Origin of the sequence: Phreatobacter cathodiphilus, assembly GCF_003008515.1 — a bacterium.
GTDB classification, from domain to species: Bacteria; Pseudomonadota; Alphaproteobacteria; order Rhizobiales; family Phreatobacteraceae; genus Phreatobacter; species Phreatobacter cathodiphilus.
Genome location: NZ_CP027668.1, coordinates 1,552,504 through 1,575,167, shown reverse-complemented (window position 1 = coordinate 1,575,167; position 22,664 = coordinate 1,552,504). Strand labels below are relative to the sequence as shown.

22 protein-coding genes are annotated in these 22,664 nt (G+C 68.5%); 14 read left to right on the top strand and 8 right to left on the bottom strand.

The window, feature by feature from the left end:
• Genes xdhC through C6569_RS07675 form a run of 3 tightly spaced genes read left to right on the top strand, consistent with a single transcriptional unit; the run spans nucleotide 1 to nucleotide 3,445 of the window.
• A complete protein-coding gene (xdhC, locus tag C6569_RS07685; RefSeq protein ID WP_106748293.1) occupies nucleotides 1-963 on the top strand; it encodes a xanthine dehydrogenase accessory protein XdhC in 963 nt (320 codons plus the stop codon).
• 20 nt (nucleotides 964-983) lie between these two features.
• Nucleotides 984-2,174 carry a urate hydroxylase PuuD gene (locus C6569_RS07680; protein WP_106748292.1) on the top strand — a complete coding sequence of 397 codons (1,191 nt, stop codon included), beginning with the start codon at nucleotides 984-986 and terminating at the stop codon, nucleotides 2,172-2,174.
• Nucleotides 2,171-3,445, top strand: a complete 1,275-nt coding sequence (locus C6569_RS07675) for an allantoate amidohydrolase (protein WP_106748291.1) — start codon at nucleotides 2,171-2,173, stop codon at nucleotides 3,443-3,445. Before C6569_RS07680 ends, C6569_RS07675 begins: the two co-directional genes overlap by 4 nt.
• Before the next feature lie 9 nt (nucleotides 3,446-3,454).
• Here the strand turns inward: C6569_RS07675 and C6569_RS07670 are convergent, their stop codons facing one another.
• Both C6569_RS07670 and C6569_RS07665 read right to left on the bottom strand, forming a co-directional pair.
• On the bottom strand, nucleotides 3,455-3,706 hold the full coding sequence (locus tag C6569_RS07670; RefSeq protein WP_106748290.1) for a hypothetical protein: 252 nt from the start codon (nucleotides 3,704-3,706) through the stop codon (nucleotides 3,455-3,457).
• Between the two features lie 48 nt (nucleotides 3,707-3,754).
• Nucleotides 3,755-4,645 carry a hypothetical protein gene (locus C6569_RS07665; protein WP_146144756.1) on the bottom strand — a complete coding sequence of 297 codons (891 nt, stop codon included), beginning with the start codon at nucleotides 4,643-4,645 and terminating at the stop codon, nucleotides 3,755-3,757.
• Nucleotides 4,646-4,962: 317 nt separating this feature from the next.
• On the opposite strand from C6569_RS07665, the gene lipA reads away from it, so the two are divergent.
• Genes lipA through C6569_RS07650 form a run of 3 tightly spaced genes read left to right on the top strand, consistent with a single transcriptional unit; the run spans nucleotide 4,963 to nucleotide 6,926 of the window.
• Nucleotides 4,963-5,922 carry a lipoyl synthase gene (gene lipA / locus C6569_RS07660; protein ID WP_106748288.1) on the top strand — a complete coding sequence of 320 codons (960 nt, stop codon included), beginning with the start codon at nucleotides 4,963-4,965 and terminating at the stop codon, nucleotides 5,920-5,922.
• 13 nt (nucleotides 5,923-5,935) lie between these two features.
• Entirely contained in the window at nucleotides 5,936-6,463 is a 528-nt protein-coding gene (locus tag C6569_RS07655; protein ID WP_106750943.1) for a P-loop NTPase family protein, read from the top strand.
• 1 nt (nucleotide 6,464) lies between these two features.
• A complete protein-coding gene (locus C6569_RS07650) occupies nucleotides 6,465-6,926 on the top strand; it encodes a type II toxin-antitoxin system RatA family toxin (protein ID WP_106748287.1) in 462 nt (153 codons plus the stop codon).
• Here the strand turns inward: C6569_RS07650 and C6569_RS07645 are convergent.
• Together C6569_RS07645 and C6569_RS07640 are read right to left on the bottom strand one after the other, a co-directional pair.
• On the bottom strand, nucleotides 6,905-7,417 hold the full coding sequence (locus tag C6569_RS07645) for a CinA family protein (protein WP_106748286.1): 513 nt from the start codon (nucleotides 7,415-7,417) through the stop codon (nucleotides 6,905-6,907). The genes C6569_RS07650 and C6569_RS07645 overlap by 22 nt on opposite strands.
• A 1-nt stretch (nucleotide 7,418) precedes the next feature.
• Nucleotides 7,419-8,603 carry a bifunctional 2-C-methyl-D-erythritol 4-phosphate cytidylyltransferase/2-C-methyl-D-erythritol 2,4-cyclodiphosphate synthase gene (locus C6569_RS07640; RefSeq protein ID WP_106748285.1) on the bottom strand — a complete coding sequence of 395 codons (1,185 nt, stop codon included), beginning with the start codon at nucleotides 8,601-8,603 and terminating at the stop codon, nucleotides 7,419-7,421.
• 142 nt (nucleotides 8,604-8,745) lie between these two features.
• Between C6569_RS07640 and dusB the strand changes: the two genes are divergently transcribed.
• The 5 genes from dusB (at nucleotide 8,746) to ntrX (ending at nucleotide 16,140) form a co-directional block, all read left to right on the top strand.
• Nucleotides 8,746-9,786 (top strand): tRNA dihydrouridine synthase DusB, encoded by a 1,041-nt coding sequence (dusB, locus tag C6569_RS07635; protein ID WP_106748284.1) that lies wholly within the window; start codon nucleotides 8,746-8,748, stop codon nucleotides 9,784-9,786.
• Entirely contained in the window at nucleotides 9,783-10,907 is a 1,125-nt protein-coding gene (locus tag C6569_RS07630) for a two-component system sensor histidine kinase NtrB (protein WP_106750942.1), read from the top strand. The genes dusB and C6569_RS07630 overlap by 4 nt, the downstream gene beginning before the upstream one ends.
• A 10-nt stretch (nucleotides 10,908-10,917) precedes the next feature.
• The gene (ntrC, locus tag C6569_RS07625; protein ID WP_106748283.1) at nucleotides 10,918-12,357 is read left to right on the top strand and encodes a nitrogen regulation protein NR(I); all 1,440 of its coding nucleotides are present in this window, start codon (nucleotides 10,918-10,920) and stop codon (nucleotides 12,355-12,357) included.
• Nucleotides 12,358-12,508: 151 nt separating this feature from the next.
• Nucleotides 12,509-14,752: a sensor histidine kinase NtrY-like gene (locus tag C6569_RS07620; RefSeq protein ID WP_106748282.1), complete on the top strand. Its 2,244-nt coding sequence runs from the start codon at nucleotides 12,509-12,511 to the stop codon at nucleotides 14,750-14,752.
• Between the two features lie 20 nt (nucleotides 14,753-14,772).
• A complete protein-coding gene (gene ntrX / locus C6569_RS07615; RefSeq protein WP_106748281.1) occupies nucleotides 14,773-16,140 on the top strand; it encodes a nitrogen assimilation response regulator NtrX in 1,368 nt (455 codons plus the stop codon).
• A gap of 12 nt (nucleotides 16,141-16,152) precedes the next feature.
• Here the strand turns inward: ntrX and C6569_RS07610 are convergent, their stop codons facing one another.
• Nucleotides 16,153-16,602: a nuclear transport factor 2 family protein gene (locus C6569_RS07610; RefSeq protein WP_106748280.1), complete on the bottom strand. Its 450-nt coding sequence runs from the start codon at nucleotides 16,600-16,602 to the stop codon at nucleotides 16,153-16,155.
• A 295-nt stretch (nucleotides 16,603-16,897) separates the two neighbouring features.
• Between C6569_RS07610 and C6569_RS07605 the strand changes: the two genes are divergently transcribed.
• The 3 genes from C6569_RS07605 (at nucleotide 16,898) to hflX (ending at nucleotide 19,554) form a co-directional block, all read left to right on the top strand.
• A complete protein-coding gene (locus tag C6569_RS07605) occupies nucleotides 16,898-17,755 on the top strand; it encodes a D-amino-acid transaminase (RefSeq protein WP_106748279.1) in 858 nt (285 codons plus the stop codon).
• A gap of 162 nt (nucleotides 17,756-17,917) precedes the next feature.
• Nucleotides 17,918-18,169: an RNA chaperone Hfq gene (gene hfq / locus C6569_RS07600; RefSeq protein WP_106748278.1), complete on the top strand. Its 252-nt coding sequence runs from the start codon at nucleotides 17,918-17,920 to the stop codon at nucleotides 18,167-18,169.
• Between the two features lie 26 nt (nucleotides 18,170-18,195).
• The gene (hflX, locus tag C6569_RS07595; protein ID WP_245898321.1) at nucleotides 18,196-19,554 is read left to right on the top strand and encodes a GTPase HflX; all 1,359 of its coding nucleotides are present in this window, start codon (nucleotides 18,196-18,198) and stop codon (nucleotides 19,552-19,554) included.
• Nucleotides 19,555-19,560: 6 nt separating this feature from the next.
• Here the strand turns inward: hflX and mazG are convergent, their stop codons facing one another.
• The 3 genes from mazG to C6569_RS07580 form a co-directional block, all read right to left on the bottom strand.
• Nucleotides 19,561-20,415, bottom strand: a complete 855-nt coding sequence (mazG, locus tag C6569_RS07590) for a nucleoside triphosphate pyrophosphohydrolase (protein ID WP_106748276.1) — start codon at nucleotides 20,413-20,415, stop codon at nucleotides 19,561-19,563.
• A gap of 442 nt (nucleotides 20,416-20,857) precedes the next feature.
• Nucleotides 20,858-21,544: a hypothetical protein gene (locus tag C6569_RS21685; RefSeq protein ID WP_146144755.1), complete on the bottom strand. Its 687-nt coding sequence runs from the start codon at nucleotides 21,542-21,544 to the stop codon at nucleotides 20,858-20,860.
• Between the two features lie 315 nt (nucleotides 21,545-21,859).
• Entirely contained in the window at nucleotides 21,860-22,660 is an 801-nt protein-coding gene (locus tag C6569_RS07580; RefSeq protein ID WP_106748274.1) for an MBL fold metallo-hydrolase, read from the bottom strand.
• Nucleotides 22,661-22,664: the final 4 nt, after the last annotated feature.

Genomic DNA, 22,664 nt, shown 5'->3' with positions numbered 1-22,664 from the left:
ATGGAGGTCTGGCCGCGCGTCGCCTCGCTCATCGCCACGGAAGGGGCCTGCGCCCTCGTCAGCGTCATGGCGACCCGCGGCTCGGTTCCCCGCGGAGCGGGCGCGCGGATGATCGTCAGGCCGGACGGCGCCTTCTTCGGGACGATCGGCGGCGGCACCCTGGAATGGCAGGCGCTGGCGAAGGCGCAGGCGCTGCTGGAACGCCGGGACGCCGCCGCCCTCGTTCTCGATCAGCCGCTGGGGCCGGCGCTGGGGCAGTGCTGCGGCGGCCACGTCACCCTCGCCATCGAGCGCTTCGGGGCCGGGGATCTCGATGCCGTCACCCGGCTCGCCGCGGCAGAACGGAAGGGGCCGTTCCGCACCCGGGCGACGCTCCGGGGTGGCGGTTTCGTGCGTGAGGTGATCGAGGGCGAGACGGCTGCCGCCGGTCAGGCACCATCCTTCGTCGAACAGTTCGGCGAAGTGCTCCCGGTGGTCGCCCTGTTCGGCGCCGGGCATGTCGGCAAGGCGCTGGTCCTGGCACTGGCGCCGCTGCCCTTCCGCGTGGTCTGGCACGACGGGCGGCCCGGCGCCTTCCCGGCGGCGGTGCCGGCCAATGCGAGCCTGCGCTCCGGCCCGCCCGAGGCCGTTCTGGCCGCCGTCCCGGACGGCGCGCAGATCCTCGTCATGACCCACAGCCACGCCCTCGACCTCGCGGTGGTGACGGCGGCGCTGTCCGCCGGTCGTTTCGCCCATGTCGGCCTGATCGGCTCGGCGACCAAGCGGGCGCGGTTTCTCCGCCAGCTCGGGGCCGTCGGACTCGGTGAGGTTGCGGCGACGGGACTGCGCTGCCCGATCGGCCTTCCCGGCCTCGCCGGCAAGCAGCCGGCCGTCATCGCCGCCTCGGTCGCCGCGGAGTGCTTGATCTTGGCGCAGTCCCGTACCATCAACGCAGAGCCGGCTCACCGGCGACACAGCGCCTGAAGAGGCCGGCCGGACGCCCCATGGACATCGCCCTCGCCACGGACTGGTTCAACCTGCTCTCGCGCTGGTTCCACATCACCGCCGGGATCACCTGGATCGGCACCAGCTTCTACTTCATGTCGCTGGACTTCAGCCTGAAGCCGCGGGCGCCGGGCGCCACGGGTGCCGACGGTGTCGCCTGGGAGGTGCACGGCGGCGGCTTCTACCACGTGCAGAAATATCTGGTGGCGCCCGACGACCTGCCGCCGGACCTGCTCTGGCACAAATGGGCGGCCTATCTGACCTGGGTCTCCGGCTTCGTCCTGCTCATCGCGCAGTACTATCTCAATGCCCGCGGCTTCCTCATCGACCCCGCCGTCGCCGACATCGGGCCGGGCCAGGCCATCGCCGTCTCGCTCGCCTCCATCGTCGTCGGGTGGCTGCTCTACGACGCGCTGTGCAAGTCGCCGCTGGCGGACCGTCCGCCGGTTCTCGCCCTCGTCGTCTTCCTGATGGTGGTGGGCGCCGCCTGGGCCTTCTCGCAGGTCTTCTCCGGCCGCGGCGCCTTCATCCATGTCGGCGTCTTCATCGGCACGATCATGGCGGCCAACGTCTTCCTGGTGATCATCCCCAACCAGCGGATCGTCGTCGCCGACCTCATCGCCGGCCGCAAGCCCGACCCGAAATACGGCAAGATCGGCAAGACCCGCTCGACCCACAACAATTACCTGACGCTGCCCGTGCTGCTGATGATGGTCTCCAACCATTATCCCATGCTCTACGCCCATCCCCATTCCTGGCTGGTCGTCGCCTTCGTCGTGATCACCGGGGCGCTGGTGCAGCACACGCTGAACCGGCACGAGGCGCACGATCCCTGGAAGAGCTACGGCTGGGCCGTGCCGGTGGCGGCGCTCTCGCTGCTCGTCGCCGTCTTCGTCACCTCACAGCGGCCGAAGCTCGACCTCGCGGGCGCCGGCCAGGTGGGCGAAGCGCAGGCGCTGCAGATCGCCGCCACCCATTGCGCCACCTGCCATGGCCGCCGCCCGACCCACGAGGGCATTGCGGAAGCGCCGAAGAACGTCATGCTGGAGACGGCCGCCGACCTGCGCCGCCACGCCACCGCCGTGATCCAGCAGGCGGTCCAGTCCAGGGCCATGCCACTCGGGAACCAGACCGCCATGACCGACCAGGACCGCGCCGCCCTCGGCGCCTATCTCTCCGGACTGCGATGAGCGACCTCGACATCGACCGCCTCGGCCGCCGCGCCGAAGCCATGCTGGACGAACTCGCGGCCATCTCGGAGGAGCCGGACCGGCTGACGCGGCGCTATCTCACGCCGGAGCACAAGCGCGCCGCCCATCTGGTGGCGCAGTGGATGGCGGAAGCCGGAATGGCGACGCAGGAGGACGCCGTCGCCACCGTCCGCGGCCATTATCCGATGGCTGGCGAGGCGCCGGGTGCCAATGCGGTGCCGCGCCTGCTGATCGGCTCCCACATCGACACGGTCATCAACGCCGGCAAGTACGACGGCATGCTCGGCGTCGTCTGCGGCATCCTCGCGGTGGAGCATTTCCGCGATGCCGGCCGCCGCTTCCCCTTCGCCATCGACGTGCTCGCCTTCGGAGACGAGGAGGGCGTGCGCTTTCCCACCGTCCTGTCGTCCTCCGCGGCGGTCGCGGGGGCATACGAACCGCGCTGGCTGGAGGGCCAGGACCGCGACGGCGTGACGCTCGGTCAGGCCCTCGCCGACTATGGTCTCGACCCTGCCGCCATCCCGACGGCCGCCATGAGCCGCGACGAGGCTCTTGCCTATGTCGAGATCCACATCGAACAGGGCCCGGTGCTGGAGCACCAGGAGGCCCCCCTCGGCGTCGTCACCTCCATCGCCGGCCAGTTCCGCACCCGCGTCACCGTCTCCGGCATGGCGGGCCATGCGGGGACCGTGCCGATGCCGCTGCGCCAGGACGCGCTGCTGGCCGCCTCCGAGATGATGCTGATGGCCGAATCCATCGCCAAGGCCCATCCGGAGGCCGCCATGGTGGCGACCGTCGGCCAGATCGGCGTCAAGCCGGGCGCCATCAACGTCATCCCGGACCGGGTGGAATTCGTCCTCGACCTCCGGGCCGCGTCCGATGCCCCGCGCCACGCCGCGCTCGAATCCTTCACAGCGCGGGCGGAAGCGCTGGCGGCCGCCCGCGGCTGTGCCGTCGCTTTCGAGACCTATCACGACTGCCCGACGGCGGCCTGCGCGCCCTGGCTGCAGGACGGCCTCGCCGCCAGCATGGAAAGTCTCGGGCTCGCCGCGCCACGGCTCGTCTCGGGCGCCGGCCACGACGGGCAGGCCATGGCAAGGCTCACCGACTTCGCCATGATGTTCGTGCGCTGTAAGGGTGGCATCAGCCACAATCCGCTGGAATTCGCCACCGTCGCCGACATGGGCGCGGCAGTGGCCGCCCTCATCCGCTTCATCGAAGGATTCGCGCCGTCGAGGCCTAAGACGTGAGGGTCACGGTTACACGCAATTGCAGCGATCGCCTTCCAGCCCCCTGCGCTGGAGCGTGGTGAGTCTCCCTGCCGATTCCTGCGACAGGCCCCCTCTGAGGAACGGCAGGAGGATCGCCATCGCAGCTTGCGGGATTTGCGCGGTCAGATTGTGCCGGTCGCACAGCGCCGCCAAGCCTTCACGATTGCCACTCTCGATCGCTGCCGCGACCATATCGATGATCATGCGTCCCGGCACGTTGGCCATGTCCTGGTCTGCCATTGCAAGTCCTCCCCAAAATGTCCGAAACGACCGGTTCTGCCGTGTCGATCACCTCCGCAGGCCGGCCAGAGCCTGAAGCTCCTCCTGCCTGCTAAGGTCACGCACGATCTGTTGTTCGGCGATCGTTCTGTCGAGCGGGGCGTTCTCCGGCGGCAGCGCGATGGCGATGGTCACCTTGTGAATGTCCGAGCGGCTGGCGTCGGCACTGCCACTGGCGGACGCGAACTGCGCCGAGTTCCCCAGCCGGGCCAACTGCACGCCGCCGTTGATCGAGCCGCTGATTTTAGTGGTGAACTGGACCGTATCGATAAGGGTCGGGATGAGGCTGTCGCTGCTGACGAGGTTGCCGGACTCCGTCAGGTCGAAAAACAGCTTCAGCTGCTCGAGCATGCCGATTTGGCCCGTGATGGGATAGACCGCATTGACCGCGCTGTCGCCGTACTCTCGGCATCGCTCGTCCATTCTAGGCGTCGTCAGCAACCGCTCCCAGGTGTCGATAACGCGGAAAGCCCGGACGTTCTGTCTCTCCAGATTTCCCGTGGCTGCCGCTCCCAAGACCACCGGCGCCCGGACGAGGGGGAAGAGAACGCCGACCGAGGCCGTCGCATTCTCGGATTCCGACATGTTGAAGTTGAAACTGTAGCCGATCGTCGTTCCATCGTATCGATCGAACCTGGCGCGCACCGCAGCAGGGAGGCGCGAACGGTTGATCTGGGCGAAAGTCAGTTCTCCTGCCTCAAGCCGCCGCGCGATATCGGCGAACCCTAGACGCCGCAATTCCCCTATGGCCATGGCGCTGAGAGCAATCCGCGCTTCGCAGCGGATGCGCATGGAAATCGCGTAGGTGTCGGTCGCACGTCCCAGACCTGTCGGTGTGGGTCTGATGCTACATGCCGACAATGCCACTGACAGAGCCGCAATCACATGAACAGCACGCATCACGCCCCCCACCTGGACGCCTCGATACGACCACCGGCTCGCCGCGGCGAAGGGTTAGGGTACTCGGGAGAGCCCAATGCAGGGCGAGGGAGCCGATCTCAATCTTTGCGAGCGTATAAAACATTACGCAATCGTCAATATATTTCTCCGAGCGTTCGATGGGTTCTTATTCGGACGTCGCGCGAGGAATCCCTACCGATGGGGCACTGTTCGAACGCTGCGATGCCATCCGGCGTCGTCTGGATCACATGCCGTGTCGTACGCCCTTGCAGACAGCCGTATCGAACGCCTAGTTAGGGGCCTACACGGAAACCGCCATGGCCACGCTGATTGACACGCTGAAGCGCGACAACCGCCCCCGGCACCCGGAAAAGGCGCATCGGCCCGACCAGCCGATCCAGCGCAAGCCGGAGTGGATCCGCGTCAAGGCGCCGGGTTCGCCGAAATGGGCCGAGACCCACAAGATCGTGAAGGAGAACGGCCTCGTCACCGTCTGCGAGGAGGCCGGCTGCCCCAATATCGGCGAGTGCTGGGAGAAGAAGCACGCCACCTTCATGATCATGGGCGACACCTGCACGCGCGCCTGTTCCTTCTGCAACGTCAAGACCGGCATGCCGGCGCCGCTCGACCCCAACGAGCCCGAGCACACGGCCATCGCCGTGGAGAAGCTCGGCCTCGAGCATGTCGTCATCACCTCGGTGGACCGTGACGACCTCGCCGACGGCGGCGCGCAGCATTTCGCCGACGTGATCCATGCCATCCGCCGCCGCTCGCCGAAGACGACGATCGAGATCCTGACGCCCGACTTCCTGCGCAAGGAGGGGGCGCTCGAGGTGGTCGTCGCCGCCCGCCCGGACGTCTTCAACCATAACCTGGAGACGGTGCCGTCCAAGTACCTGAAGGTCCGGCCCGGTGCGCGCTACTTCCACTCCATCCGCCTGCTGCAGCGGGTGAAGGAGCTCGATCCCACCATCTTCACCAAGTCGGGCATCATGGTCGGGCTCGGCGAGGAGCGGAACGAGGTGCTGCAACTGATGGACGACCTGCGCTCGGCCGACGTCGACTTCATGACCATCGGCCAGTACCTGCAGCCGACCCGCAAGCACCACGAGGTGGTCCGCTTCGTTACGCCCGACGAGTTCAAGGGTTTTCAGACGATCGCCATGGCCAAGGGTTTCCTGCTGGTGTCGTCGAGCCCGCTGACGCGGTCCTCGCACCATGCCGGCGACGATTTCGCCAAGCTCCGGGCCGCCCGCCTGGCACGCCTCGGCCATTGAGGCCGGCGGCGCGATGCGACGCGTTCTGGTGATGGGCTGTTCCGGCTCGGGCAAGTCGACCTTCGCCAAGGCGCTCGCCGATCGAGTGGGCCTGCCCTACGTGTCGCTCGACGGCCTGTTCTGGAAGCCCGGCTGGGTCGAGCCCGACAAGGCGGACTTCGGCGCCCTGGTGCTTCGTGAGGCGGATCGCCCGGCCTGGATTCTCGACGGCAATTTTACGAGCCATGGCGGCGCCGAACGCCGGCGTGAGCGCGCCGACACGGTGTTCTGGTTCGATCTGCCACGCCGAGTCTGCGTGACGGGCATCTTGCGACGGATCGCATCGACCTATGGCCGGGTGCGGCCGGAAATGGCGGCCGGGTGCCCCGAACGGCTGGACCTCGACTTCCTGCGCTGGGTCTGGAACTACCGGCGCGACCAGCGTCCGAAGCAAGTGGCCTATCTCGACCGGCTACGCCCCGACCAGACGCTCGTCACCTTCACCAGCCGGCGGCAGGCCAACGCCTATCTCGCCGGGCTCGACGTGGCGAAGGCGCACTGACATGCCCGTCTTCAAGACCGAGCGGAGGGTCGGCCATCGCCCCGAGCAGATGTTCGACCTCGTCGCCGACGTCGACAAATATCCGCTCTTCGTGCCGCTCTGCGAGGCGCTGAAGGTCCGCCGCCGGGTCAATGCCGGCGACGACGGCATCGAAATCCTCGTCGCCGACATGACGGTGGCCTATGGACCGCTGCGGGAGACCTTCACCAGCCGGGTGACGCTGGACCGGCCGCGGCTGCACATCGTCGCCGAATACATCGACGGGCCCTTCTCGCGGCTCGAGAACCACTGGCGCTTCGCCGCGGACGGGGAGGGGACGCGAGTCTCCTTCTCCATCGACTACGAGTTCCGCTCGCGCGCCCTGGCCCTCGTCATGGGCGCGGTCTTCGATGCGGCGTTCCGGCGCTTCGCCGAAGCCTTCGAGGCCCGCGCCGACGCGGTTTACGGGCGTCCCGGCGCCTGATCGTCGGTGGCCAGCGCCAGCAGCAGGCCGAGCGCCACACGGACGCTCGCCCGGCGCACCGCCTCCCGGCCGACGGCGCCGAAGCGCTCCTCGCGCAGGACCAGCCGGTCGCCGCGCCGCGCGGCGAAATGGACGAGACCGACCGGCTTGCCCGGTGTCGCGCCGCCCGGTCCGGCAATTCCGGTGACCGACACGGAGATCTGGGCTCGCGACCGGGCGAGGGCCCCCGCCGCCATGGCGGCTGCCGTCTCCGCCGACACCGCGCCATGGGCGGCGAGGGTGGCCTCCGGCACGCCGAGCATCTCCTGCTTGGCCTCGTTGGTGTAGGTGACGAAGCCGCGATCGACCACGGCGGAGGAGCCGGCGATGGCGGTCAGCGCGGCGCTGACGAGCCCGCCGGTGCAACTCTCCGCCGTCACCGTCATCAGTCCGCGGGCCCGGCAGGCGGCGAGCACATCCGTCGCGAGCCGCTCGGTCTCGGTGTCGGTCATCTCACTGTCCCGGCAGACGAACGGTGGCGACGGCGAGGGCGGCGAGACCTTCACGGCGCCCGGTGAAGCCCATCTTCTCGGATGTCGTCGCCTTGACGGCGATGCGGTCTGTGCCGACGCCGAGGATCGCCGCCATCCGCTCCCGCATGGCCTCGCGGTGCGGCCCGACGCGCGGGGCCTCGCAGACCACCGTCACGTCGAGCATGGCCAGGCGGCCGCCCCGCGCGGCGAGGAGACCGGCCGCATGGGCCAGGAACCGGTCGGAGGAGGCGCCGCGCCACTGCGGATCGCTCGGCGGGAAATGGGTGCCGATGTCGCCGTCGGCGAGCGCACCGAGAATCGCATCGGTCGCGGCGTGCAGCACCACGTCGCCGTCGGAATGGGCGAGGACGCCGCGGTCATGGGCGATCCGGATGCCGCCCAGCCAGACGTGATCGCCCTCGGTGAAGGCATGGACGTCATAGCCCTGGCCGACACGCACGTCGTTCATCGCCGTCTGCATCCGCCGTTTCGCCGCATCGAAATCCTCGGGAAGGGTGAGTTTCACATTGCCGGACTCGCCCGGAAAGACCGTGACGGGATGGCCGGCCCATTCCATCACCGAGGCATCGTCGGTGAGGCCGACGATGCCGGCCGCCGCCGCGCGGCGATGGGCGTCCAGCAAAGCCGGGAAGGCGAAGGCCTGTGGCGTCTGCACGGCGCGCAGGGCGGCGCGCTCCGGCGTGCCGACGACCCGGCCGTCGGCGTCCACCGTCTTGATCGTGTCGACCACGGCGGTGCCCGGGACGGCGGCCACGGCGCCGGTCGCGACGGTCGCGATGGCGTCGTCGATGAGCCGCGCGGAGACGAAGGGACGGGCGGCGTCGTGGACCAGGACGATGTCGGGGGGCGTCGCCGCCAGCGCTTCGAGACCCGCCAGCACCGAGGCCTGCCGCGTCTCACCGCCCGTGACGGGCGGCAGCAGGGTCGCCGAGAGCGTCACCGCCGCCCCGTAGAGGTCCTCGTCTCCGGCGCCGATCACCACGAGGAGCTGGCTGAGGCCGTCATGATGCTGGAATGTACGGAGCGCATGGCTCAGGAGCGGCCGGCCTGCCAGCATCCTGTACTGCTTCGGCCGGCCGCCGCCGGCGCGCAGGCCGCGGCCGGCGGCGACGACGATGGCGGCGACATGGGGTTTCGAGCGCATGCGGGGCGTCCAGTTTTTCAGCGCTTTCCCTAGCGCGTTCACCACGTCCTGTCTTGTCGTGAGGCCCGCCTCTTGTGCAGCGCGAAAAATGATGTCTAAAGTGTAGGCATCACCGCATCACGCTTACGAAATAGGCAGTTGAATGACCAACCCATCGACCCCTGCGCCTGTCCGGCGCGTGCTGTCGATCGGGCCGTTCGAGATGGCATCCCCCGTTGCGCTCGCACCCATGTCCGGAATCACGGACGCGCCCTTCCGGCGGATGGTGGCGCGGTTCGGCGTGGGCTGGACCGTGTCGGAAATGGTCCCGGGCGACGGCCTTGCCGCCGGCGAGGAGGAGGCGCGGCTGCGCGCCGAGGGGGAGGGCCTGTCCCCGCACGTGGTGCAGATCGCCGGCTGTGATCCGCACTGGATGGGCGAAGGGGCCCGGATCGCCGTGGCGGCGGGGGCCGACGTGATCGACATCAACATGGGCTGCCCGGCGAAGCGCGTGACGGGCGGCTATGCGGGGTCGGCGCTGATGCGCGACCTCGACCACGCGGAACGCCTGATCGAAGCGACGGTCGCCGCGGTGGGCGTTCCGGTGACGCTGAAGATGCGGCTCGGCTGGGACCATGCCTCGCTCAACGCGCCGGACCTGGCGCGCCGCGCCGAGCAGGCGGGCGTCGCCCTCGTCACGGTGCACGGGCGCACGCGTCAGCAGTTCTACAAGGGCCGGGCCGACTGGCGGGCCATCGCGGCCGTCAAGGCGGCGGTGACGGTCCCAGTGGTCGCCAACGGCGACATCGAGACACCGGAGGATGCGGGCCTGGCGCTGGCGCAGTCCGGCGCCGACGCGGTGATGGTCGGCCGCGGCGCCCAGGGCCGTCCCTGGCTGCCGTCGCAGGTCGCCGCCCATCTCGCCGGGCAAACCGTGCCCGCCGATCCCGATCTTTCCACCCAGCTCGCCTGCGCCGTCGAGCTCTACGAAGCCCAGCTCGCCCATTACGGCCTGGGCGTCGGCATCCGCCACGCCCGCAAGCACCTCGGATGGGCCCTGGACGCCGCGGCCGCGACCTGCGGCGTCGGCGACGACTTGCTCGGCGAGGCGCGCCGCCGCGTCCTCACGTCGGAGGATCCGCGCCGGGTCGTCGCCGCGCTCGCCGAGAGCTACGACCGATTCCAGTGGAGGCGCGCGGCATGAAGGCCTCGGCACAGATGCTCCCGGTGCACGATTCGATTCTCAACGCCCTGCCGCACCCCGTCATCAGCGTCTCGGCGACGGGCATGGTGCTCGACGGCAATGCCGCCGCCGAGGGCTTCTTCCAGGCCTCGATCTCGGTGCTGAAGCGCCATGCGCTGAAGGAGCTCGTGCCCTTCGGCTCGCCGCTCCTCGCGCTCGTCGAGCAGGTCCGCGAGCGCCATGCCCCGGTCAACGAGTACAAGGTCGACCTCGGCACCCCGCGCAACGGACACGAGCGGATCGTCGACATCTACGTCGCGCCGCTGGCCGAGCGGCCGGGCGACGTGGTGGTGATGCTGCAGGAGCGCACCATCGCCGACAAGATGGACCGCCAGCTCACCCATCGCGGCGCCGCCCGTTCGGTCACGGCGCTCGCGGCCATGCTGGCCCACGAGATCAAGAACCCGCTCTCGGGCATCCGCGGCGCGGCGCAGCTCCTCGAGGCCTCCGTGGACGACCAGGACCGGACGCTGACCCGCCTGATCTGCGACGAGGCCGACCGGATCGTGAAGCTCGTCGACCGGATGGAGGTCTTCTCCGACGAGCGCCCCGTCGAGCGCCAGCCCGTCAACATCCACGTCGTGCTCGAGCATGTGAAGAAGCTGTCGCAGTCGGGCTTTGCCCGCCACATCCGCTTCGTCGAGGAATACGACCCCTCGCTCCCGCCGGTCTTCGGCAATCGCGACCAGCTCATCCAGGTCTTCCTGAACCTGGTGAAGAACGCCGCCGAGGCCATCGGCGAACAGGCCGGCGACGGCGAGATCCTGCTGACGACGGCATTCCGCCCGGGCGTCCGCCTGACCATGCCGGGCATGTCGAGCCGCGTGGCGCTGCCCCTCGAGGTCTGCGTGCGCGACAACGGCCCGGGCGTTCCGGACGACCTGATGCCGCACCTGTTCGACCCCTTCGTCACCACCAAGAGTTCGGGCACCGGCCTCGGTCTCGCCCTGGTGGCCAAGATCGTCGGCGACCACGGGGGCATCGTCGAGTGCGACAGCCAGCCCCGCAAGACGGTCTTCCGCATCCTTCTGCCCATGGCCCGTGTGTCGCAGACCGACACCAACGGCCGCAAAGCGCTCTGAAGAGGTCCATATGCCGACGGGAACCATCCTTGTCGCCGACGACGACGCCGCGATCCGCACCGTGCTCAACCAGGCGCTGTCGCGGGCCGGCTACGACGTCCGCCTGACCGGCAACGCGACGACGCTGTGGCGCTGGGTCTCTCAGGGCGACGGCGACCTCGTCATCACCGACGTGGTGATGCCGGACGAGAACGCCTTCGACCTCCTGCCGCGGATGAAGAAACTGCGCCCGGACCTGCCGGTGGTGGTGATGAGCGCGCAGAACACGTTCATGACGGCCATCAAGGCCTCCGAGCGGGGCGCCTACGACTACCTGCCGAAGCCCTTCGACCTGAAGGAACTGGTGGCCATCGTCGGGCGGGCCCTGGCCGAGCCCAAGGGCAAGCCCGGCAAGGCCTCGCCGGTGGACGCCGACACCATGCCGCTGGTCGGCCGCTCGCCGGCCATGCAGGACATCTATCGCGTCCTCGCCCGCCTGATGCAGACCGACCTCACGGTGATGATCGTCGGCGAGAGCGGCACGGGCAAGGAGCTCGTCGCCCGAGCCCTCCACGACTACGGCAAGCGCCGCAACGGACCCTTCGTCGCCATCAACATGGCGGCCATCCCGCGCGACCTCATCGAGAGCGAGCTGTTCGGCCACGAGAAGGGCGCCTTCACCGGCGCCCAGTCTCGCAATCCCGGCCGGTTCGAACAGGCGGAGGGCGGCACGCTCTTCCTCGACGAAATCGGCGACATGCCGATGGAGGCGCAGACCCGCCTCCTGCGCGTCCTGCAGCAGGGCGAATACACCACGGTGGGCGGCCGCACCCCGATCAAGGCCGACGTGCGCATCGTCGCCGCCACCAACAAGGACCTGCGCCAGCTCATCCAGCAGGGCCTGTTCCGCGAAGACCTGTTCTTCCGCCTCAACGTCGTGCCGCTGCGCCTGCCGCCGCTGCGCGAGCGCAGCGACGACGTGCCGGATCTGGTGCGTCACTTCTTCGCCCAGGCCGAGCGCGAGGGCCTGCCGGCCAAGCAGATCGATTCGGCCGCCCTCGAGAAGCTCAAGCGCTATCGCTGGCCCGGCAACATCCGCGAGCTGGAGAACCTGATCCGGCGCCTGACCGCGCTCTACCCGCAGGAGATCATCACCGCGCCCATCGTCGACAACGAGCTGGCGACGCCGGAGCCGGCCTCGCCGGGCGACGAGCCGCGCGAGGACGATACGCTGATGGCCTCCGTGGAGCGGCACATGGGGAGCTATTTCAAGGGTTTCGGAGACGATCTTCCGCCGCCGGGTCTCTATCACCGCGTGCTGCGCGAGGTGGAGATTCCGCTGATCTCGGCGGCGCTCGCGGCGACCCGCGGCAACCAGATCAAGGCCGCCGATCTCCTCGGAGTGAACCGCAACACCCTGCGCAAGAAGGTGCGGGATCTCGACATCCAGGTGATCCGTACCTCGCGGTGAGTGCGGTCGGGGCGGTCACATTTTCGTCCGCGGTCCACGCGAGGGCGTGACGTTTCGGTCACACATGTTGTAAGAGGGTCACCCTGGAACGATTGAGCGAGGCGGTCGGCCGTGCCGGCTTTCCGCCGAACTCTGCGAAGATGATCGCAGGATGACGATTTCGCCGCAGACAGCGACGACCACCTCTCCGCCCGACGCTTCGGCCTTCATGCCGCGCCTGCGGGCCCGCCGGGTCGGGCCCATCATGGTGGCCGTGGCCCTGTTCTTCGGCCTCATCACCTTCCTGCTTGTCACCGGCCTGCTGCCGATCGCCGCCACCCACGAGGTGGTGCTCTCCGTGCTCGTCGCTGACGGGCTGCTCGTCTGCGCCCTGATCGTGCTCATCGTGCGGGAGATCCTCGTGCTGAGGCGGGCGCGGCGGGCGGGGCAGGCGGCATCCCGCCTGCACGAGCGCGTCGTCCGCCTCTTCGCCATCGTCGCCTCGGTGCCGGTGGCGGTGATCGCCATCGCCGCCTCGGTGACCCTGGACCGCGGCCTCGAGAGCATCTTCTCGGGCAGCGTCCGCCAGTCGGTGGAGGCCTCGGCCAATCTCGCCAACGCCTATCTCAACGAGCAGGTGCAGGTGGTGCGGGCCGAGGCGGCGGCCCTCGTCCAGGACATCGAGCGGGTGCGGTCGCTGAATTCGACGGAGGTGAATTTCGGCCGTTTCCTCACCGCACAGGCCATGGTGCGCGGCCTCACCGTGGTGCGCGTGCTGAAGACCGACGGCTCGATCGTCGACCGGGCCGACCTGCCCATGCAGGCCGATTTCAGCGTTCCCGCAGCGATTCTCGACGAGGTGAGCAAGACCGACGACATCATCGCGAACGTCTCCTCGCTCAACGACCGCGACTTCATCGAGGCGATCCTGAAGCTGCAGCGGGGAGGGGACGAGATCCTCTACGTCGTCAGGCAGATCAGCCCGCAGATCGCCCAGCACCTGCGTGCCACCCAGGCGGGGCTCTTCGAATACCAGGCCTTGCAGTCGCGCCGGCTCGGACTGCAGATCGCCTTCGCCCTGATGTTCGCGCTGATCGCCTTCCTGGTCACCCTGTCGGCCGTCTATCTCGGCCTCAGCTTCGCCAACCGCCTGGTGCAGCCCATCCGCCGGCTCATCGGCGCGGCGGACCAGGTGGCTGCCGGCGATCTCGACGTCGAGGTCCATATCCGCAAGTCCGAGGGCGACCTCGCCAATCTCGGCGACACGTTCAACAAGATGACGGCGGAACTGCGCGACCAGCGCGCCGACCTCATCGCGGCGCGCGACCAGATCGACAGCCGGCGCCGTTTCACCGAGGCGGTGCTGGCCGGAGTCACCGCGGGCGTGATCGGCCTCGACGAGGCCGGCCGGGTGACGCTGCTCAACCGGTTCGCGATGGAGATCCTCGGTGTCAGCGAGAGCGAGCTGTCCGGCACCATGCTCGCCGAGAGCGTGCCCGAGTTCGCCGAGCTGATCGCCGGGGCGGCGCGCGGCGCGCCGATCGTCCAGGGCCAGGTCATGCTGGTGAAGGGCGGGCGCGAGCGCACCCTCGTCGTCCGCGTGGCGCTTGAGGCGGACGAGAACGGCGCCCACGGCGCGGTGGTGACGCTCGACGACGTCACCGATCTCGTCGTCGCCCAGCGCACCTCCGCCTGGGCCGACATCGCCCGGCGCATCGCCCACGAGATCAAGAACCCGCTCACCCCCATCCAGCTCTCGGCCGAGCGGCTGAAGCGGCGCTACGGCCGTGTCATCACCGAGGACCGGGAGGTCTTCGACCAGTGCACCGACACGATCATCCGCCAGGTCGGGGACATCGGCCGCATGGTGGACGAATTCTCCTCCTTCGCCCGCATGCCGAAGCCGGTCTTCGAAATGGAGGACGTGGCCGACACGGTCCGCCAAGCGGTGTTCATGATGCGGATCGGCTATCCGGAGATCGACATCGTCGACGACATTCCGGAGGGACCGCTGCCCGCCTCCTTCGACCGGCGGCTGATCAGCCAGGCGCTCACCAACATCATCAAGAACGCCACCGAGGCCATCGCCGCCGTGGCGGAGCAGGAGCGCGGCAAGGGCCGGATCCTCGTGCGGCTGACGGCCAACAAGTCCTCCTACGCCGTCGACGTCGTCGACAACGGCATCGGCCTGCCCAAAGAAAACCGTCATCGGCTGCTTGAGCCTTACGTTACGACACGGGAAAAGGGCACGGGGCTGGGGCTGGCGATCGTCGGCAAAATTCTCGAGGAGCACGGTGGGGGCCTCGGCCTCTACGATGCTCCGGCGGGAAGCGACGAGCAGCAGCGGGGCGCCCTGATCCGCCTCAGTTTCAGAGACCAGCGGCTGGCGGTCCAGGCGACCGCCGCAGCGGAATGACGAAGAACGGATAAGCACGCATGGCAGGAGACATTCTCGTTGTCGACGACGAAGCGGACATCCGGGACATCGTCGCCGGCATTCTCGACGACGAGGGTTATCGCACCCGCACGGCCCGCAATGCCGACGAGGCGCTGGCGGCGATCGAGGCACGCCGGCCCAACCTCGTCTTCCTCGACATCTGGATGCAGGGCAGCCGCCTCGACGGCCTGCAACTCCTCGACGTGATCAAGGAGCGCCACCCGGAGATGCCCGTGGTGATGATTTCCGGCCACGGCAACATCGAGACCGCCGTCTCTGCCATCAAGCGCGGCGCCTACGACTATATCGAGAAGCCGTTCAAGGCGGACCGGCTGGTGCTGATCGCGGAGCGGGCGATCGAGACCTCGCGTCTGCGCCGCGAGATCAAGGAGCTCCGCCAGATTTCCGGTCAGGCAGCCGGCCTCATCGGCCGCTCCTCGGCCATGAACCAGCTCCGCCAGACGATCGAGCGCGTCGCCCCCACCAACAGCCGCATCATGATCTTCGGCGCCTCGGGTGCCGGAAAGGAGCTCACCGCCCGCACCATCCACACCGCCTCGGCCCGCGCCGGCGGGCCCTTCGTCGTCATCAACGCGGCGGCGATCACCCCCGACCGCATGGAGATCGAGCTGTTCGGCGCCGAGAGCGACGGCGCCCAGGGCCGCAAGGTGGGCGCGCTGGAGGAGGCGCACGGCGGAACGCTCTTCATCGAGGAGGTGGCGGAAATGCCGCGCGAGACGCAGAACCGCATCCTGCGGGTCCTCGTCGAGCAGAGCTTCCAGCGCGTCGGCGGCACCGCCAAGGTGCAGGTGGACGTGCGCATCATCTCCGCCACCGCGCGCGACCTGCAGGCCGACATCGCCGAGGGACGCTTCCGCGAGGATCTGTTCCACCGTCTCGCCGTGGTGCCGGTCCGGGTGCCCTCGCTCGCCGAGCGGCGCGAGGACATTCCCGAACTGGTCGAGCATTTCGTCGAGCAGCTCGCCACCGTCTCCGGTCTGCCGCGGCGCAAGATCGGCGACGACGCCATGGCGGTGCTGCAGTCGCACGACTGGCCGGGCAACCTGCGCCAGCTGCGCAACAACATCGAGCGGGTGCTGATCCTCGCCGGCGGCGATCCGGACGCGGTGGTCTCGGTCTCCATGCTTCCGCCGGACGTCGGCGCCGCGGCGCCGTCCATGCCGACGGGGCAGGGGGGCGAGCACCTGATGGCGCTGCCGCTGCGCGAGGCCCGCGAGGCCTTCGAGCGCGAATATCTCGCCGCCCAGATCAACCGTTTCGGCGGCAACATCTCGCGCACCGCCGAGTTCATCGGCATGGAGCGCTCGGCGCTCCACCGCAAGCTGAAGGCGCTCAGCGTCGACTGACGCCGGGTGCCGTCAGAACATGCCGTTGCCGTGGGCCATGGTCTCCGGGACGGGCTGGATGACATCCCAGTGCTCGACGATCTTGCCGTTCTCGAGCCGGAAGATGTCGACGATCGCCGTCCCGCGATCATTGGGGTCGCGCTTGGCGTGGACGTGCAGGATGACGAAATCGCCCTCGGCGAAGACGCGCACGATGCGCCCGTGGGCCTGCGGCGTTCGCTCCTTGCGGAAGGCGATGAAGGCCTTGAACCCCTCGATGCCGTCCGGCGCAACGGGGTTGTGCTGGATGTAGCGCGGGCCGAAATGGACGGCGGCGGCCTCGAAGTCCTTCTGGTTCAGGCCCTTCTCGTAGAAGTCGATCACCGTCCGCTTGTTGGCTTCCAGCGTCGAGCTCTGGGCCGAGGCCGAGGTCGCCGCGACCGGCAGGGCCGCCACGCCCCATCCGAAGGTTCGCCTGTCCATTCCGTTCTCCTGTTCGCGCCGGCCCTGGCGGCCGTACCGGCGCACCATCGACCAGAGGGTGCGGCTTCGGAACAGGGGGCAGCTTCACTTCGCCGTGTCTCCGGCGTGATCGCGCGGCCGGGACGCCGGGCGATGCGGGAGGAGGTGAGGGGCGTGATCCGCGATTTCGGCAGGGCGGCCCTGCGCTGCCGCGGCCGCCGGCGCATTTCGCGCGGTCGGCGAACCATGGCACATTGCCGCTGCACTGCGGCAGGACCCGCCGTTGATCCTCGTCCATCCCCAAGGAGCCCGCCGAATGTCCCGCGTCGCCTATGTCAACGGAAGCTATGTGCCGCATGGCGAGGCCGCCGTTCATATCGAGGACCGTGGCTATCAGTTCGCCGACGGCGTCTACGAGGTCTGCGAGGTGAGGGGCGGGCGCCTCGTCGACGAGACGCGCCACATGGACAGGCTGGAGCGCTCGCTCGGCGAGCTGCGCATCGCCATGCCCATGGCGCGCCGGCCGCTCGGCATGGTGCTGCGCGAGACGGTGCGCCGCAACCGCGTGCGCGACGGCCTGGTCTACCTCCAGGTGACGCGCGGCGTCGCCCGCCGCGACCACGCCTTCCCGAAGCCTGGTACGCCTCCGGCGCTCGTGGTGACGGCGAAGAACATCGACCCGGCCAAGGGCGAGGCGAGCGCCGCCAAGGGCGTGAAGGTGATCTCGCTGCCCGACAACCGCTGGGAGCGCGTCGACATCAAGTCGGTCGGCCTGCTGCCGAACTGCCTCGCCAAGCAGGCGGCCCGCGAGGCGGGGGCCTACGAGGCCTGGCTGGTGGACGAGGACGGATTCGTCACCGAGGGCTCCTCGACCAACGCCTGGATCGTCACCAAGGACGGGGCGCTGGTGACGCGCTTCGCCGACACCGGCATTCTCAAGGGCATCACCCGCACCACCATCTTCGACCTGTGCAAGCGCGAGGGCCTGCGGATCGAGGAGCGCAAGTTCACGATCGAGGAGGCGCAGAACGCCCGCGAGGCCTTCCTGTCTTCGGCGACGACGATCGTCATGCCCATCGTCGAGATCGACGGGCGTCCGGTCGGCAACGGCGCTCCGGGCTCGATCGCCACGGAGCTGCGCTCCAAGTTCCACGAGGTGGCGGAAATCGTCTGAAACCGAAGACCTGCGCCAACACGAGGCCGTGACGACTCTTTCGCTTGTGCGCTGCGGGAGGATCGGCCTTAAATGGAGGCGTCAAGAACAAGCCCGACCGGCCCGGCCGGTCCATAAACCTTCGCGGCATGTGTGAGTCCGCGGCAACAACGGAAAAAGACAATGGCGGAACGAGCTCAGAACCTCCAGGACACTTTCCTCAACCACGTCCGCAAGCATAAGATTCCGCTGACGATTTTCCTCGTCAACGGCGTCAAGCTGCAGGGCGTCGTCACCTGGTTCGACAATTTCTGTGTGCTCCTGCGTCGCGACGGCCACTCGCAATTGGTCTACAAGCACGCCATATCCACGATCATGCCCGGCGCGCCGGTCCAGCTGTTCGATCCGCAGGACGGAGACGGCGACAAGGGCTGAGGTTTTCTCCCGAGGCCCTGTTGGACATTCGTCGACCCGATATCGTTTCCACCACCCAGCACGACGGCGATGAACCGCGCGGCGAACCGACGCGCGTCGTCGTGGTCGTTCCGGTCCTCACCGGCAGGCGAGGCGAGGGGGCCGATACGCCCTCGCGCACGGTGGAGGCGCGCCGCGACGAGGCCGTGGGCCTCGCCGCCGCCATCGACCTCGAGGTGATGGAGACGGTCACCGTCTCGCTGAACATGCCGCGGCCGGCGACGCTGATCGGCAAGGGCAAGGTGGAGGAGATAGGTGGTCTCGTCACCGCCCACGATGCCGGCCTCGTCTTCGTCGACGCGGCGCTTTCGCCCGTCCAGCAGCGCAACCTCGAAAAGGCCTGGAAGGCGAAGGTCGTCGACCGGACCGGCCTGATCCTCGAGATCTTCGGCCGCCGCGCCCGCACCAAGGAAGGCGCACTGCAGGTCGAACTCGCCCATCTCAGCTACCAGAAGAGCCGGCTCGTCCGCTCCTGGACCCACCTCGAACGCCAGCGCGGCGGCTTCGGCTTCCTCGGCGGCCCCGGCGAGACGCAGATCGAGGCCGACCGCCGCATGATCCAGGAGCGCATCACCCGCATCGAGCGCGAGCTCGAACAGGTGACGCGCACCCGCCGCCTGCACCGCGAGAGCCGCCGCCGCGTGCCCTATCCGATCATCGCGCTGGTCGGCTACACCAATGCCGGCAAGTCGACGCTGTTCAACGCGCTGACCACCGGCGGGGTGCTGGCGCAGGACCTGCTCTTCGCCACCCTCGACCCGACGCTGCGCCAGATGCGCCTGCCGCACGGCACCAAGGCCATCCTCTCCGATACCGTGGGCTTCATCTCGGACCTGCCGACCATGCTGGTGGCCGCCTTCCGGGCCACGCTGGAGGAGGTGATCGAGGCCGACGTGATCCTGCACGTGCGCGACGTCAGCCACGGCGACACGGAGGCGCAGGCCGCCGACGTCGCGGCGATCCTCGCCGATCTCGGCATCGACCCCGCGACGCGCACCATCATCGAGGTCTGGAACAAGGTCGACCTGCTCGATCCCGAGGCGCGCGAACAGGCGCTGAACCGCGCGGCGCGCCATGAGGAAGGCGAGCGTCCCTTCTTCGTCTCGGCGATGACGGGCGAGGGGCTTCCGGGCCTCCTCGCCGCGGTCGAGGACAAGCTGCGCGCCGCCCACGAACGCCTGACGGTGACGGTGGCGGCGGTCGACGGCGGCACGCTGCACTGGATCCACGAGAATGCCGAGGTGGAGGAGCGCAAGGCGCTCGCCAGCGGCGACACCCAGGTGACGCTGCGCATCGCGCCTGAGAAGCGCGATCAGCTCGAGCGGCGCCTCACCGGGACGGCCTGATCCGCCTCAACCTTCGCGTTCGCGCCGCTTCGCCTCGTCCCAGAGCGCATCCAACTCGGCGAGCGAGGCTTCCGCGGGACCGCGGCCTTCGGCCGCCAGCGCCGCCTCGATGGCCGCGAAGCGGCGCTCGAACTTGGCGTTGGTGCCGCGCAGCGCCGCTTCCGGATCGACGTCGAGGTGCCGCGCCAGATTGACCGCGGCGAAGAGCAGGTCGCCGACCTCGTCGGCCAGCGCCTCCCGCGACGCGCCTTCGGTCCGTGCCTCGACGATTTCGCCGGCCTCCTCGACGATTTTGGCGAGGACGGCATCGACGTCGTTCCAGTCGAAGCCGACCGTGCCGGCCTTGGCCTGGAGCTTGAGGGCACGGGTGAGGGCGGGCAGGGCGGGCGGCACCCCCGCCAGGACACCTCCGGTCGTCTCAGCCGGCAGGCCGAGCCGCTGGCGCTCCACGGCCCGGGCACGCTTCTCCTGTGCCTTGATGCTGGCCCAGAGCCCCTTCACCGCCTCCGGGCTCATATCGCGGTCGCCGCCGAAGACGTGCGGATGGCGGCGGATCAGCTTGTCCGTGATGGCGCGGACGACGTCCGGAAAGGCGAAGAGGCCTTGCTCCTCGGCCATGCGGGCGTGGAAGACGACCTGGAGCAAGAGGTCACCGAGCTCGTCCTTCAGGTCGGCGAGGTCGCCGCGCTGGATGGCGTCGGCCACCTCGTAGGCTTCCTCGATCGTGTAGGGCGCGATCGTCGCGAAAGTCTGGCCGAGGTCCCAGGGGCAGCCGCGTCCCGGCGTGCGCAGCCAGGCCATGATGGCGACGAGGTCGGCGATATCGCCGGAGGGCGTCGGGGTCTCTGGATCGGATGTCATGGCTCAGTGTGGGGGGCGAGCGGCCGCGAATGGCAAGCACCGCGCGGAGCCGTCCACAGGATGCGGCAACTGAGGGGTGCGCGAGACCTCTATCCGCGACGCGCAAAGTAGGAAGTGTCGCAATTCGGTGCGTGAGTGAGTAGCATAGCAGCTGGCACTCTCCGCTCTGCCAGGCCACATAATCCGGTGCGCACCATAAGACCGAATTTTGGAGCGTCGGTTATGCACCATGTGCCACCGTGGTCCCGACTTTAAATGGTGCGCGGTTTGACGAATTTTCAAGCCCGGTTCGTGTGACGTGGCCCCTCAGGACGACGTTGACGACATGCCGGGCCGCGAGCTCTCAGATGAAATCCGTCGTGCAAGTCGCCGGTGTTCGACTTCGTGGAGGATGTCGGCGGTCAGCCGGCTCCGGCGGTGGGGACTGGAGGACAGGCTGCCATCAGTTTTCAACACGCTGGACGAAATCGGACAGAACATCGCGCACGGCCCGGTCGAGCCGTTCGAGGTCCACTTCCGCATCCGTATCGGCAAAGAACTGGATCCGCAGCGAGACATTGTCCGACAGCGGATAAACGATGTTGCAGCCGCGCATGTGCCCGTCGGCTCCGCAGCGGCGGTTGCACGCGGCGACCACCGCATGCCCGACCTCGCGCTCGTATGAAGGCTTGGCCTTGATCATATGGCCTATGCAGATATCGCCGCTCGGAAGCGGGGAAGGCGGCAGGTCGCTAGGCGGCGTGGGGAAGGGCAAGCCGTTTGGCCCGCGACGAAGGATCACGATCGTCGCTGCCCCGACGGCGGCGGCGCGAGCATGTACCCTCGGACGCGTCTCCTTCGCCGTACGCGAGGAATAGATCTGGCCCAGCCATATGGCTGCCATCCGAACTGTGCAGTCAGGCGCCGGCTCCCGGGAAATGAACAGAGGTCGGACGGCGGCGCCGGGGTTGTTGGGATGAGGGATCTCCGTCGCCAGTTCGTGGGCTGTATTGATGCGAAAATTCCCCACAATGACGGGCCCCGAAGTATCGCAGGCCATCGGGCGCCCTGTGGCGAAAGGAGGAAAAGAGGTCACCAATGCCAGTACAAATGGCACTATCGAGGAGACAATCAGCTGCTTCGGCGTCATCTCGCATTCCCTCCATGTATCACATAATGCGCGGAACCCGTGACGCTCGCGCTTACAGGCAGGTGGTCTCCCAAAAAATGCATCAGGTCGGAGATCGAAACCCACCGGCGCGTCGGAGGTTAGCTCCCAGATGAAAATCGCTGGCGCAACCCGGATGCACCACATCTCCGGCCCAGACTTCCCGATTTACCTCGTCGCCGCAGACAGGGCAGGCGAAACGCGCACCAAAATCGAAACTTCCTGCAATTCGCATAAGACATATTATGGAACTCGCATCCGTCCCAGGAACCCCCCGGCACCGGTCCCGACGACCCGTCACGCCGTCTGCACGACCATCCCGTCATAGGCCGGCGCGATGCCGGACGGCAGGCGCGCGGCCAGCGTCGCGTAATCGATGTCGGAATGCAGATTGGTCAGCACGGCGCGGCGCGGCGCGAAGCGGTCGATCACCGCCAAGGCCTCGTCGACCGAGAAATGGGTTGGATGGCGGGTATAGCGCAGCGCGTCGAGGATCACGGTGTCGGCGCCTTCGAAGTAGTGCTCGCTCTCCGGCAAAAGCCGATTGATGTCAGGGCAATAGACGCAGCCGTTCACACGGAAGCCGAATGCCCTGTACCCGGCGCCATGCTCCACCGGAAACGGCGTGAAGGTCACCGCACCGCCAGGTCCCGCGATGCTCACCGGCGCGTGCGGTTCGAACAGGTCGAGGTCGATGATCGGCGGATAGTCGCTGCCCGGGGGCGAGGCGAAGCAATAGCCGAAGCGTTCGCGCAGGGTGCCGGACGTGATCGCGTCGGCGTGGGCCGGCATGCGGCGGCGCATGGCGAGCACCAGCGGCCGGAGATCGTCGATGCCGTGGGTGTGGTCGGCATGGTCGTGGGTGTAGAGTACGGCGTCGAGCCGTGTGACGCCGGCGGACAGGAGCTGTTCGCGCAGGTCCGGTCCGGTGTCGATCAGGACGCTGGTGACGCCCTCCGGACCCTGCTGCTCGACCAGCGCGGCGCAGCGACGGCGGCGGTTGCGTGGCTCGTTCGGATCGCAGGCGCCCCAGCCGAGGCCCGCTCGCGGCACGCCGCCCGACGAACCGCAGCCGAGGATGGTGACCTTCAGCGCCATGACG